The sequence below is a fragment of the Candidatus Corynebacterium faecigallinarum genome, assembly GCF_052264515.1.
GTDB lineage: Bacteria > Actinomycetota > Actinomycetes > Mycobacteriales > Mycobacteriaceae > Corynebacterium > Corynebacterium faecigallinarum.
This window is the reverse complement of the sequence record NZ_JBQQOC010000007.1, coordinates 102,167-115,029: the sequence shown is the minus strand read 5'-3', so window position 1 is coordinate 115,029 and position 12,863 is coordinate 102,167. Positions and strand designations below refer to the sequence as shown.

9 protein-coding genes and 1 pseudogene are annotated in these 12,863 nt (G+C 66.6%); 1 reads left to right on the top strand and 9 read right to left on the bottom strand.

All coding sequences use genetic code 11. The features are described 5' to 3' along the window. Positions 1–29: 29 nt before the first annotated feature. From ACTXPP_RS05485 to ACTXPP_RS05465, 5 genes are all read right to left on the bottom strand, one after another. Positions 30–986 carry an RNA polymerase subunit sigma-70 gene (locus tag ACTXPP_RS05485; protein ID WP_301496352.1) on the bottom strand — a complete coding sequence of 319 codons (957 nt, stop codon included), beginning with the start codon at positions 984–986 and terminating at the stop codon, positions 30–32. 2 nt (positions 987–988) lie between these two features. Beyond that, positions 989–1,492, bottom strand: a complete 504-nt coding sequence (locus tag ACTXPP_RS05480) for a DUF3995 domain-containing protein (protein WP_301496354.1) — start codon at positions 1,490–1,492, stop codon at positions 989–991. 230 nt (positions 1,493–1,722) lie between these two features. Continuing rightward, positions 1,723–3,333 (bottom strand): bifunctional phosphoribosylaminoimidazolecarboxamide formyltransferase/IMP cyclohydrolase, encoded by a 1,611-nt coding sequence (gene purH / locus ACTXPP_RS05475; RefSeq protein ID WP_301496356.1) that lies wholly within the window; start codon positions 3,331–3,333, stop codon positions 1,723–1,725. Beyond that, positions 3,326–3,997 carry a phosphoribosylglycinamide formyltransferase gene (gene purN / locus ACTXPP_RS05470; RefSeq protein ID WP_301496358.1) on the bottom strand — a complete coding sequence of 224 codons (672 nt, stop codon included), beginning with the start codon at positions 3,995–3,997 and terminating at the stop codon, positions 3,326–3,328. The genes purH and purN overlap by 8 nt, the downstream gene beginning before the upstream one ends. A gap of 11 nt (positions 3,998–4,008) precedes the next feature. Then, entirely contained in the window at positions 4,009–5,886 is a 1,878-nt protein-coding gene (locus ACTXPP_RS05465; RefSeq protein ID WP_443341254.1) for a cell division protein PerM, read from the bottom strand. Positions 5,887–6,176: 290 nt separating this feature from the next. On the opposite strand from ACTXPP_RS05465, the gene ACTXPP_RS05460 reads away from it, so the two are divergent. Beyond that, a complete protein-coding gene (locus ACTXPP_RS05460; RefSeq protein WP_301498816.1) occupies positions 6,177–6,914 on the top strand; it encodes a M23 family metallopeptidase in 738 nt (245 codons plus the stop codon). Between the two features lie 120 nt (positions 6,915–7,034). Here the strand turns inward: ACTXPP_RS05460 and ACTXPP_RS05455 are convergent. The 4 genes and pseudogenes from ACTXPP_RS05455 to ACTXPP_RS05440 form a co-directional block, all read right to left on the bottom strand. Continuing rightward, positions 7,035–8,714: pseudogene (locus ACTXPP_RS05455) on the bottom strand (ABC transporter family substrate-binding protein). Between the two features lie 123 nt (positions 8,715–8,837). Further along, the gene (locus ACTXPP_RS05450) at positions 8,838–10,754 is read right to left on the bottom strand and encodes a dipeptide ABC transporter ATP-binding protein (RefSeq protein ID WP_443341251.1); all 1,917 of its coding nucleotides are present in this window, start codon (positions 10,752–10,754) and stop codon (positions 8,838–8,840) included. Continuing rightward, entirely contained in the window at positions 10,751–11,587 is an 837-nt protein-coding gene (locus ACTXPP_RS05445) for an ABC transporter permease (protein ID WP_301496717.1), read from the bottom strand. Before ACTXPP_RS05445 ends, ACTXPP_RS05450 begins: the two co-directional genes overlap by 4 nt. A 126-nt stretch (positions 11,588–11,713) precedes the next feature. Then, positions 11,714–12,700: an ABC transporter permease gene (locus tag ACTXPP_RS05440; RefSeq protein WP_301496708.1), complete on the bottom strand. Its 987-nt coding sequence runs from the start codon at positions 12,698–12,700 to the stop codon at positions 11,714–11,716. Positions 12,701–12,863: the final 163 nt, after the last annotated feature.

Sequence of the window (12,863 nt, the reverse complement as noted above, 5' to 3'; positions counted from 1 at the left end):
CCGGATAAGACGACAACCGACCGCAAAACTCATCGGTCGGTGGGGAGATCCCCGAGATCCCCGAACACCCGGGTGTCCATGAAGTGGGTGATCGAGGTGATCCGTCCGGCCCGAGTACCCAGAACGTGCAGTGCAAAAGCAGCGCCGTCATGGAAGACGGCCACTGCGGACTGCCCGTTGACGCTGGTGGGGATGACCTCCGAGTCCCGGCAGACCTGCCCTGGCCCACGCCACCACGCCTCGATGTCCGTCCGCCCCTCCAGCCAGAGGGTGTAGGGCGGCATGGTGAACCTGGCATCCTCGGCGAGTAGTGCAACGAGGCGGTCGACGTCATAGGCACCGAATGCCGACACGTAGCTCCAGAGCAATTGACGATCGACCTCGGCCACGTCCTCGACCTCGACCTCGGCCACGGACCCCTGGTCCTTGCCAGACTTCGCCGCCTGCCGGTCGCGCAGGGTGGTCCGGGCCCGGGCCAGGGCCGAATTCACGGAAGCGACCGAGGAGTCCAGCAACGCGGCAGTCTCCGCGGCCGTCCACGACAGGACGTCCCGCAGGATCAGCACCACCCGCTGCCGCGGCGGCAGGCACTGAAGTGCCGTGATGAAGGCCAGTCGAACGGTGTCCCGCTGGACGGCGGCGTCCGCGGGGTCGTTCAGTAACCGATGCCCTGCAATCGGGGTGACCCAGGTTGTCTCCTCCGCCGTCGGGAGATCCTGCCCGTTCGCGGGGACGTGACCCGGGGCGTTCATGTCCATCGGGAGGCAGCGTCGTTGGCGGGCCTTCGCCATGTCCAGGCAGACATTCGTGGCGATGGCGTACAGCCACCGCCGCAGTGAGGCGCGCCTCTCGAAACTCCCACTGTTGCGCCATGCCCGGACGAAGGTCTCCTGGACAGCGTCCTCAGCCTCGTCGACCGAGGCGAAGAACCGGTAGCAGTACACGATCAGTTCGCGACGGTAAGACTCGACAGCTGCCTCGGACACGGTCACCGGGGCCTCCGACTGAACCACAAGCCCGCCGCCAGCGCCACGCCCCAGACCAGGAACAACGGGTCCCACAGCCAGGCGTGACCGATCATCCCCTCCCGGTCGTAGCCACCGTCCGGCTCCACGAGCCCGGACAGCACCAGGTTCCCGGTGACGGTGTTGACCCCGCCCCACACGATGAGCAGTGCGCTCCCCGCCCAACTGATGCCGCGGATGATCCGGCGCAGCAGGCCCGGCAGCCAACCGTCCTGCGGTGTCTGCAGGAGCAGCGGGATGACGGCCGCGGCGATCTTCAGCAGGCCGACGGGGATCAACAGGACGCCCTGTTCCTCCCAGAGTTCGACCAGGTCGGCGCCGAGCGTCTCCACGAGCCAGGTGCCGCCAACCCCCCAGTAGACGCTGAACACGCCGTGAACCACCCCGGCCACCGCGGCCACGACAAATGCGGTGACTGTTGCCCGGGTAGCCGGCGTCGGTGTGGACCTGGCTGTCTCGGCGGTCATGTCGCCCACGATAGCGGGCGATCCTGGCAGGTGGGAGGAGGTCCAGGTCATCCCAGTCAACCCGGTCATCCCGGTCGTCCCGGTCGTCCCGGTCGTCCGGTCCCTCCCCGGCGGCCAATCGACAAACAAGCCTACGAAGAGGTCACAGAATGACTCAGAAAGTGACCTCTCCGTAGGCTTTGTTCTGACTGGCCGGCCCCAACCCCGCCAGTCAGCGGCCGCGACTAGTGCTAGTGCGCGAAGTGACGCTCACCGGTGAGGTACATCGTCACACCGGCCTTCACCGCAGCGTCGATGACCTCGTGGTCGCGCACGGAGCCACCGGGCTGGACCACGGCACGCACCCCGGCGTCCGCCAGGATCTCGAAACCATCGGCGAACGGGAAGAAGGCGTCGGACGCGGCGACGGCACCGGTCGAGCGCTGCTCCTCACCCGCCAGGGTGTTCGCCCGCTCCACGGCGATCTTGGCCGAGTCGACACGGTTGACCTGACCCATACCGACGCCGACGGTCGCGCCGTCCTTGGCCAGCAGGATGGCGTTGGACTTCACCGCACGCACCGCGTTCCAGGCGAAGCGCAGCTCGAGGAGGGTCTCCTCGTCGGCGGCCTCGCCGGCGGCCAGGGTCCAGTTCGCCGGGTCGTCACCGTTGGCGTCGACCAGGTCGCGCTCCTGGACCAGCAGGCCACCGGAGATCTCGCGGTGCTCCACGGCACCCTCCTTCACCGGCGGGGTGGTCTGCAGGATGCGGATGTTCTTCTTCTGGCTGAGCACCTCGACGGCGCCGTCCTCGTACCCCGGGGCCACGATGACCTCGGTGAAGATGCCGGCGACCTGCTCGGCCAGCTCGACGGTCACCGGACGGTTCACGGCGATCACGCCACCGTAGGCGGACACCGGGTCGCAGGCGTGGGCGGCGCGGTGGGCGGTGGCGACGTCATCGGCCACGGCGATGCCACAGGGGTTGGCGTGCTTGATGATCGAGACGCAGGGACGCTCGTGGTCCCAGGCGGCACGCCAGGCGGCGTCGGCGTCGGTGTAGTTGTTGTAGCTCATCGCCTTGCCGTGGAACTGCTCGGCGTTGGCCAGGCCACCCTCCTCACCCGGGGTGGTGTAGACCGCGGCGGCCTGGTGCGGGTTCTCGCCGTAGCGCAGGGTGTGCACGCGGTCGTGGGACGAGCCGATCCACTCCGGAAACTTCTCGACCTCGGAACCTGCAGCAGTGTCGGCTGAGTCGGTGGAGGCGGCGAGCTGCTCGGTCATCCAGGTGGCCACGGCAACGTCGTAGGACGCGGTGTGGCGGAAGGCCTCGGTGGCCAGGCGGGTGCGGGCGGCACGGGTGAAGCCACCGTCCTTCACGGCGGTGAGCACGTCACCGTAGGTCTCCGGGTTGGTGACCACGGCGACCGAGGGGTGGTTCTTGGCCGCGGCGCGCACCATCGAGGGGCCACCGATGTCGATCTGCTCGACACAGGCGTCGAAGTCCGCACCGGAGGCCACGGTGTCGGTGAACGGGTACAGGTTGACCACGACCAGGTCGAAGGGCTCCACGCCGAGGTCCTTGAGCTGGGCGAGGTGGTCGTCCTTGCGGGTGTCGGCGAGGATGCCAGCGTGCACGCGCGGGTGCAGGGTCTTGACCCGGCCCTCGAGACACTCCGGGAAACCGGTGAGTTCCTCGACCCGGATGACCGGGACACCGGCGTCGGCGATCTTCGAGGCGGTGGAGCCGGTGGACACGATCTCCACACCGGCGGCATGCAGACCCTGGGCGAGGTCCTCGAGGCCGGTCTTGTCGTACACGCTGATCAGCGCGCGGCGGATGGGTCGGGTGGTTTCAGTCATTGATCCAGGCCTTTCGTCCTTCGATGGTGTAGCCGTTGTCGGCCGTGCGGTGGAGCACGTCGACGATCAGTGCCCTTTCCACCGTCTTGATCCGTTCATGGAGCGTGTCCACTGTGTCTCCCCGCTGTACGGGCACCGCCCGCTGCGCGAGGATCGGACCGGTGTCCACCCCGTCGTCGACGACGTGGACGGTCGATCCGGTGAGTGACACCCCGTACTCCAGCGCATCCTCCACGGCACGTGCCCCGACGAAGGCCGGAAGCAGTGCGGGATGGGTGTTGATGATGCGTCCGGGGAACCGGGCGATGACCGCAGGGCCGATGATGCGCATGAACCCAGCACTCACGATGACGTCCGGCTCGCACTCGGCGATGGCTTCCAGCAGGTGCTGGTTCCAGACGTCCCGGTCGTATCCGGAGACCCGCTGGGGGTTGTATTCGACGAGGACGCCGGGGATCCCGGCCTCCCCCGCCCGGTCCAGCGCGGAACAGGGGCGGTCGGCGATGACGGCGACGATGTCCACACGGTCCCCGAGGTCGTCGATCATCGCTTGCAGCAGCGTTCCCGTGCCGGACGCGAGGACGACGACACGTAAGGGTCGGGACGCCGCGGCGACCGCGTGCGTCACCGGCGCATGGGATGCAGAGGACTCGGACTCACTCACGGCATCCCAGCTTACTTCCTCGACTCCTCGCCGGTGCCGTCGGTGCCGTCATCGTCCTCGTCGCCAGCCCCGTGGGCCGTTGGGTCGGCGGGGTCAGGGCCCTCGGCAGGGTCGTCAGTCGCCTCCGTCTCCTCCGGTGCATCTTCTGCGTCATCCTCCGACTCGGTCTCGTCCAGCTCCGTGGCCGCAGCGGTGTCAGCGCCGTCAGGATCGTCAGTGTCAGAGGCAGTGTCAGTGTCTTCCACGTCGGTGTCGTCGGGATCAGCGTCTTCCACCGCGGTGTCGGGACCCGCGGCTCCTACTGCGCCCTCAGCGTCGTCCGCATCAGCATCGTCAGTGTCGCCAGCGTCCTCAGTACTGTCTGCGTCCACAGTCTCCGCAGGGTCCGCACTGGCCCCTGGGTCTGCAGAGTCCTCAGGGTCCCGCTCACCCTTTTCCTCCTCGGCCACAGTCTCGGTGACCTTCTGGCCTGCCCGGCCGGCCCAGAAGAACACGACCGCCGACGGCACCACGATCCAGCACAGGTACAGCAGCGGTGTCAGCCACAGCAGCGGACCGGTGGAACCGTAATAACCCAGCGTCCCGCCGGCCGCCCAACTCACCAGCAGACCCAGCACAGCCGCGAAAGCGCCCGCACCCAGGGCGGTGAACACCGGGGCCTCGACGAAGGTCCGCGCCGTGATGACGCGGTAGACCGTGAACACCGCGATGCCCACCGGGACCACCAGCAGCACCTCGCCGAATGGCAGCGCACTGTGCGGCATGGCCGCCAGCACCGGCAGCGGGGGCAGGTTGGCGTTGGTGACCGCGAACAACGAGGCCGAGGCGTCCCCCAGGCTCATCTCACTGCCCAGCAGCACCGCCGCGCCACCTGTCGCGAGGTTCGGCAGATAGAGAATACTGAGCAGCGTCAGGCCGAGGCGTCCGGCGAGATCCGGGGCGATCGAGTAAGCATCCCCGACTGCACCCATATTAACGAGCAGTTGCAGGACCACCGCCACCAGTCCGGCCAGCAGCATCCACCGGACGAAACGACCGGCCAGACGAGCGGCCTCCACCGGCCAGGTCGGCATGCCACGCCGCAGCAGCAGCGCCCGCCATACCTTCGGCCCCAGGCCGGCGATGAAGATCACCGCGTGCAGCACCACGGTGACACCCAGCGCCAGGAGGATATTGGGCGGTGCCACGTCATAGACCTTCGAAGCGTCCCACAGCACCAGCCATGCCAGGGCGGTGAGCAACACCGGCACCAGGATCGACAGAGCAGCGAAGACTCTGATGTTGCGCACCGTGATCTGGGTTCCGCATGCACTACGGACACGCCGGATGTGGAAGAGGGCGATCAGTGCCACGGGAAGCATCGGTGCGACCCCCAGCTCGGCACCGCTGAAACTCACCGGCGCGAGGTTCGCCAGCATCCAGAAGGAGCCGACCATTGCGGGCACCACGGCGAACGTCCCACCGATCCCGATGATCACCGCGATGGCAATCGCCACCGCAAGGGTGATCGCATGGTTGACCAGGACAACAGGGGCGAAGCGACGGACGTGCTCTCCCCATACTCCCCACCACTGCGCCAGCTTGCCCTGACGTCCGGAGCCGGCGGCACGGCCGGACGCAGCGACTACACCGGCGGCACCGGAACGACCGAGGGTATCCGTGGCGGGATGCTGGGACGCCTCGGTGCGTGACCGTGGCGGTGCCCCCAGCGATCCGGCGACGAACCGCTCTCCGTCCCGACTGCCCCGCCCACCGTGCTCACCGCGGTCACGGCGCTCACCGTGCACTGGAGCGCGAGTGGCATCACGGCGACGGCGAGCCTCGGGACCACGGTTGGTCCGCTGTCGACGTGGGGTCGGTCGCTGGGATTCATTACTCACCTGTCCCATTGTGCATAACGCGGCCGGTCGAGCGGCGGAGGGCACGCCGAGCAGGAGCGTTACATCGCCCCCACCCCCGTCACACCAGTCACAAACTTGTCGTGACCTCGTCGTTATCAACGCTTCACACTACCGTTACCCCCCAACCCCCTTCGAGTGACCTATACGAAATCGTGATCTTTTCGCCATTTGGGTTGCTCAGGACCCTGTCTGCCGATAGAGTTCCCACTCGTTGATAACGATAGGGTCACGAAGCGTGAACGTTCGGGAACAAAGCACTACTGAGAGGGATACAGAGGATGACTGAGGTTCGGAAGGTCGGAGCCCACCGCAAGCTGGACACCGCCGCCAAGCGTCGCATGGCTTTCGTTGCCATGGCCGCCACGGGAGTTGCAGCCGCGGGCGCCACCGGCGCCGGAGCCGCCACCGTCCAGTCGGACGACAAGGGCTCTGACATCGCCCTGACCTCCAACACCGAGGTCCTGGCCCAGGGTGCCGGAGGTTCCGCCCCCGGCGGCGACATCGCCGACTCCGCCGCCCAGATCCTCGACCTCCCCCAGGTCACGCAGATCAGCGAACTGGGCAACCAGCTGTCCAGCGCCCTCGAGTTCGACGCCGCCCGCGCGGCCGAGGACCTGCTGAACCGCACCCCGAGCACCGTGAAGCCGGCCGAGGGCTCCTTCACCTCCGGCTACGCCATGCGCTGGGGCACCATGCACAAGGGCATCGACATCGCCAACGGCATCGGCACCCCGATCGCGGCCGCCCAGTCCGGCACCGTGATCGACGCCGGCCCGGCCTCCGGCTTCGGCAACTGGGTCCGCATCAAGCACTCTGACGGCACCGTCACCGTCTACGGCCACATGTCCACCATCGACGTCACCGTGGGCCAGCAGGTCCAGGCAGGCCAGAAGATCGCCGGCATCGGCAACGAGGGCTTCTCCACCGGCCCCCACGTCCACTTCGAGGTCTACCCCACCGAGGGCCAGGCCGTGGACCCGGTGCCGTGGCTGCGCGAGCGCGGCGTCGAGGTCTAGACCTCCTCACCCCTCCGGGCGAAAGCCTTACACAACAAGAAGCCCGCTGCGGCGACCACCCCCTCTCGGTCGCTACAGCGGTTTCTTTGTGTGCCCGGGGTGTCCCCGGGCTACCGGCTGTCACTCATTCTCCCAGCCGATGTTCTCGACCGGGACGTCCGCGAAGCCGTAGGCACCGAAGTTCGCCAGGCCGGGCGTAGTGGCCACGATGTCGGGGCCATTGAAAGTCGGCATGATGCCATGCAGGGCCAGGAACTCCTTCTCGAGCTCATTGGCCGCCTCGATCTGCTCATCGCCGTCACCGATCTTCTGCAGCTCGGCGATCTTCTCGTCGAGCTCCTCGGAGCCGGTACCGGACTTGTTCAGCTCAGAGTCAGAGGCATACATCTGGTCAAAGTAGGCCACACCATAGGGGTCCGAGGACCGGAAGCCCATCTCGAGGATGTCGAAGTCGCGCTGAGCCGAGATATTCGCGAACTCGGAGACTGGACGCTCGTCGATGGTCATGTCGACCCCGATGTCACGCATCATCGCCTGCAGCGCAGAGGCACCGGCCCTGGTCTGCGGGTCATCACCGAGCAGCACGTACCGCGGGGAGAGCTTCTCGCCGTCCTTCTCCCGGACGCCGTCGGACCCCTCGGTCCAGCCTGCCTCATCCAGGAGCTCCTTCGCCTTGTCCTGGTCGTACTCCAGGATCTCGCCGAAGTTGTCGTCGTACCCGTCCTGGGTCGCGAACTGGGCAAAGGAACCCGGCAGGTCCTCGGAGTAGTCCAGGCCGTTGAACCGGATCGTGGCGAGCTGCTAGCGGTCGATCCCGGTCATGATCGCCTCACGCACCGTATCGTCCTCCAGCAACGGGGCATCGGAGTTCAAGGTGATCAGGTAATTCGCCGGAATCATGGCCGTGCGGATGTCCGCACTGTCCCCCATCCCCCGCACGGTGGCCAACCGGTCCTTCGTCGCCGCCCCGGTAGCGTCGATCTCCCCAGCCTCGAAGGCGTTGATCGCCGCCTGCGGCTCCAGCTGACGGTAGGTGAACTTGTCGAGCTTCGGATCCTCGCCCCACCACTTCTCGTTCGGGACGAAGGTCACCGTCTGACGGTTGAAGTCGGAGCGCTCCACCTTGTACGGCCCGGCACCCCACTCGTTCGGGGTCTCCCCCAGCCCGCCCTCGTTGAATTTCTCCGGGGTGTCGACCATGGTCGGGACCAGGTAGTTGAACAGCCCCTCCCACCAGGCGAAGGGCTGGGAGAAGGTGACCACTGCCTCCTTGTCGTTCTCACCGGCCTCCACGGACTCGATGAGCACGTAGCCGTCGGTGGAACTGACGTTCAGCTCGTCATTCTCACCGTTGTTGTACTTCCAGGTGTGCTCGAAGGTCTTCCAGTCGATCGGGGTACCGTCGTTGTACTCGGCGTCCTCGTTGATCGTGTAGGTCACCTGCGTCTTGCCGTCGACCTCTTCCTCGGAGACGTCATCGAGGTAGGCGGGGTTGGGCTGGAACTCGCCCTCGGCGGTGAAGAGGGCGATCTGCGGGTTGTACCACTTCCACACATTGCGGGTGTACAGCGTTCCATCGGCGTGGAAGGTGTTCTGCTGCTGCGCGAGCTCGGTGATCGGCAGTGTCAGTTCGCCACCGTCCTGGACCTCGTCGCGGTCTTTGTCGTTGATGTCGGACGCATTGGCCTCGGCGGAGCCGGAGCTGTCGCCGTTGCCGTCGTCATCGCCTGAGCAGGCGGTGACGACGAGGGCTGCAGCCGCGACCAAAGCCAAGGCGCTTTTACGCGCGGTGGTGATCATGGGAAGTCTCCTCTGTGTCATCAGAAAAAGCTGGGGCGGTGCTACCAGACGTGCGGGGGGCCGCAGGCGCCCTGGACCGCGGGCCCGGGAGGGCTCCGTCCGGGACGGGGGCGGATGGTGGGGTCAGGCATGCTTGCGCTCCTGTCTCCGGGCCCGCTCGACCACCGGGTCAGGCACGGGGATCGCCGAGAGGAGTTTCCGGGTGTACTCGTGGCGGGGGTTGTCGAAGACCTCGTCGACCGGGCCCTGCTCCACGAACTCCCCCTTGTACATCACTGCCACCTTGTCCGACAGGTGCCGGATCACCGACAGGTCGTGGGCGACGAAGAGGTAGGACAGACCGAGCCGACGCTTGAGGTCGTCGAGCAGGTTGATCACACCTGCCTGGATCGAGACGCCCAATGCGGAGACCGGTTCGTCCAACACGATGAGCTTCGGGTTCGTCGCCAGCGCGCGGGCCAGCCCGATGCGCTGCCGCTGTCCACCGGAGAAGTGCCCCGGGAAACGCTCGACGTGGGCGGGGTTCAGCCCGACAAGGTCCATCAGCTCGGCGACGCGGTCATCGACGTTTCCCTCGTGGCCCAGGGAGCGGAGCGGTTCAGAGATGACGTCGGCCACGGTCATGCGCGGGTCGAGGGAGCCCATCGGGTCCTGGAAGACGATCTGAATGTCCCGACGGGCAGTCAGCCGGTCACGCTTGCTCATCGTCCCGGCATCGCGTCCGGTGAACCTGATCGTGGTGTCGTCCGGCGGGGTGAGGTCCATGATCTCCAGCAGGGTGGTGGTCTTGCCGGAACCGGACTCGCCCACGATGGCCATGCATTCACCCTCACGGATGTCGAAGTCCAGCCCCTTGACCGCCTCGACGGTTCCGATGCGCCGCTTGATCACACTGCCCTTGACCAGTGGGAACTCCTTGTGGAGGTTGGTGACCTCTAAGGTCTTCTCCCGGTCTTCACGGGGCACCCCGGCGAAGATGTCCTCGGCCACCTCCGGCACCGGGTACAGGGTTCTTCCGTCGATCTTCCCGTCGACCAGCTCGGCGGAGCGGACGCAGGATGCCCGGTGGGAGCCGATCTCCGGGTCGGTGCCGGCGACGATCTCCAGCGGCGGTTCCTCCGTGCGGCAGGCGTCGATCACCGCTGGGCACCGGTCGGCGAACGGGCAGCCCGGGGGCAGGTCGACCAGCAGCGGCGGCGTTCCGACGATCGGGGTCAACGGTTCATCGGACGGCCGGTCGACCCGAGGCGTGGAGCCCAGCAACCCGACGGTGTACGGCATCTTCGGAGTACTGAAGAGTTCCACGGCCTCGGCATGTTCAACGGGGCGTCCGGCGTACATCACCATGACATCGTCGGCCATTCCGGCGACGACACCCATGTCGTGGGTGATCAGGATGGTCGCCGCCCCGGTTTCCCGCTGCGCTGTCCGGATCACGTCGAGGACCTGCGCCTGGACGGTGACATCCAGGGCGGTGGTGGGCTCATCGGCGATCAGGACGCGGGGGTTGTTGGCGATCGCGATGGCGATCACCGCCCGCTGCCGCATGCCGCCGGAGAACTCGTGGGGGAAGGAACGCACCCGCTTGTGCGGTTCCGGGATGCCCACCAGGTCGAGCAGTTCAATGGCTTGCTTCCAGGCGGCCTTGCGGGTCACCTTCTGGTGGCACAGGATCGCCTCGATGATCTGGTCACCGACGGTGAAGACAGGGGTCAGTGCGGTCAGCGGGTCCTGGAAGATCATGCCGATCTCCGAACCGCGGATATGGGACATCTGGCGGTCCGACAGCCCCAGCAGTTCCCGGTCGTTCAGGATCACCGACCCTTCGACCTTGGCGTAGTCGGGCAGCAGACCCATGACCGCCATCGAGGTCACGGACTTGCCGGAGCCGGACTCGCCCACGATGCCCAGGGTGCGTCCCGGGTACAGGTCGAAGTCCACTCCCCGCACAGCCGAGACTGTGCCGGCCTCGGAGGGGAAGGAGACGGTGAGGTCGGAGACGGACAGGACCGGGGAGTTCCCGGATGGTGCGGTACTCATGCGCGGCCTCCTGCATTCGAAGTGGGGTCGAGGGCGTCACGGAGGCCGTCGCCGATGAAGGCCAGCGACACGGTGAGCAGGGTCAGTGCGGCGGCGGGGAACCAGAACTGCCAGGGGGCGGAGGTCAGTGAGCCGGAGCCGATCGACAGCAGTGTGCCGAGGCTGACGTCGGGGAGCTTCACGCCGAGACCGATGAAGGAAAGCCCGGTCTCCTGGGCGACGGTGGCGGGGATCGCCAGGGCGAACTGGATGATGATCAGTGATCCGATGTTCGGGATGATGTGCCGGATCACGATGGTCATCCTGCCGACGCCCATGTAGCGGGCGGCGCGGACGTGGTCGTTCTCCCGGACCGACATCGCCATCGACCAGATGACGCGGGCGGTGAACATCCAGCCGAAGAGGATCAGCATGGCGGTGAGCAGTTTCCAGTCGCCGCCGGAACCGTTGACCAGCAGGGCGATGAACAGCAGTGCCGGCACGGCCAGCAGGAAGTGGATCAGGCCGATGAGGATCTTCTCGACCCAGCCGCCGTAGACGGCGGCAGCGGCCCCGACGACCGCGGAGACCACGGTGATACCGACGGCGGCGATGACGGAGATCATCAGTGAGCGTCCGAGACCGTGGAGGGTCTGGGCCAACAGGTCGTTGCCCACGTCGGTGGTACCGAACCAGTGTTCAGGGGAGGGTGGGGACGAGAGGTTCAGGAAGTCGGGCTCGTCGTAGGCCCACGGCAGCAGCATCGGGCCGATGAAGGCGGCGAGGGCCAGCAGGACGAAGATGCCCAGGCCGACCAGGGCCATGCGGTTGCGGGCGAATCGACGCCAGCACAGTCCGAACTTGCTCTTCCGACGCTTGGTCTTCCCTGCATCCCCGGGGCCATCGTCTCGAGTTCGGCCTGGTCCGGTTCCACCGGCCCGGCGGTGCCCTCTGCCTCGTGCATATTGGGCATGCTCATGTCAGTTCACCCTCACTCTCGGGTCAAGCGCGACGACGATGATGTCGGAGATCACCGCGGAGATGGCGGTGGCCGCCGCCCCGAACGCGGCGATGGCGACGGCACCGCGGACGTCGTTGCGCTGCATCGTCTGCACGAAGTACTCACCCATGCCGTGCCAGCCGAAGATCCGCTCGGTGAGGATGGCACCGGTGAAGATCCCGGGGATCGAGAAGGCCACGTTGGTGGCGACGGGGATCATCGAGGTCCGCAAGGCGTGCCTGCGTACCGCCTTGGTGCGGGTCAGCCCCTTGGCCCGTGCGGTACGGACGTAGTCGGCGTTGAGGTTGTCCAGCAGCAGGGAACGCTGCAGCAGGTGGTAACCGGCGTAGCTGATGATGACCAGGGACACTGTCGGCAGCACCAGGTGTTGGGCGGTGTCGATGAGCCGGGGGAAGAAGCCCTCGATATCGGGGTTGGCGGAGCCGGTGACGAAGAATACGCGGGTACCGGCCTTGTCCTTGATCCACATCCCGGCGGCGACAACGACCAGTGAGGCGACGACGACGACGTGGGTGTTCAGGGTGACCACGGAGATGCCCTGCCAGATGCGGTCGCCGACCTTGTACTGACGGGAGGCGGTGTAGACGCCGATGGCCACACCGACCACCACCGAAAGCACGGTGGCCACGATCAGTAGTTCTGCGGAGACCCAGATACGGAAGGCGACTTGGTCGTTGACGCTGTCGCCGAGCGGGGAGCTTCCCCAGTCCCAGTGGAAGAGGATGCCGGACAGCCAGGTCCACCAGCGTTCCAGCAGTGGGGTGTCGGGGCTGAGGTTGAGGGGTTCGAGGATGTCGTCGATCTGCTCGGCGGACATCGGTGGCCGACGTCCGAAGTAGTTCGACCGGGGATCCAGGAACGAGGCTGCCAGGAAATAGGCCAGGTTGGTCGCGAGGAAGATCACCGCCAACCAGGTAGCGGCCTTCTTGAGGATGTCCTTGATCATCGGGGTCAGGGACGTCTTTCCAGGACGGTGGTCACCCGTCCGCAGAGGAGATAGGTTGTCGCCACTCCGCCAAAGGTGATCCAACACACGGCGACAGATGCAGCGTGAGCCACATCACGATGCTGCCTGCCCTGAACCTTACTCTACTTATAGGCCCGAACAT

Bases quoted from the DNA above. Each gene is read 5' to 3' on its own strand.
- ACTXPP_RS05480 (WP_301496354.1), bottom strand. From the start codon at position 1,492: ATGACCGCCGAGACAGCCAGGTCCACACCGACGCCGGCTACCCGGGCA.
- purH (WP_301496356.1), bottom strand. From the start codon at position 3,333: ATGACTGAAACCACCCGACCCATCCGCCGCGCGCTGATCAGCGTGTAC.
- ACTXPP_RS05465 (WP_443341254.1), bottom strand. From the start codon at position 5,886: ATGGGACAGGTGAGTAATGAATCCCAGCGACCGACCCCACGTCGACAG.
- ACTXPP_RS05460 (WP_301498816.1), top strand. From the start codon at position 6,177: ATGACTGAGGTTCGGAAGGTCGGAGCCCACCGCAAGCTGGACACCGCC.
- ACTXPP_RS05450 (WP_443341251.1), bottom strand. From the start codon at position 10,754: ATGAGTACCGCACCATCCGGGAACTCCCCGGTCCTGTCCGTCTCCGAC.
- ACTXPP_RS05440 (WP_301496708.1), bottom strand. From the start codon at position 12,700: ATGATCAAGGACATCCTCAAGAAGGCCGCTACCTGGTTGGCGGTGATC.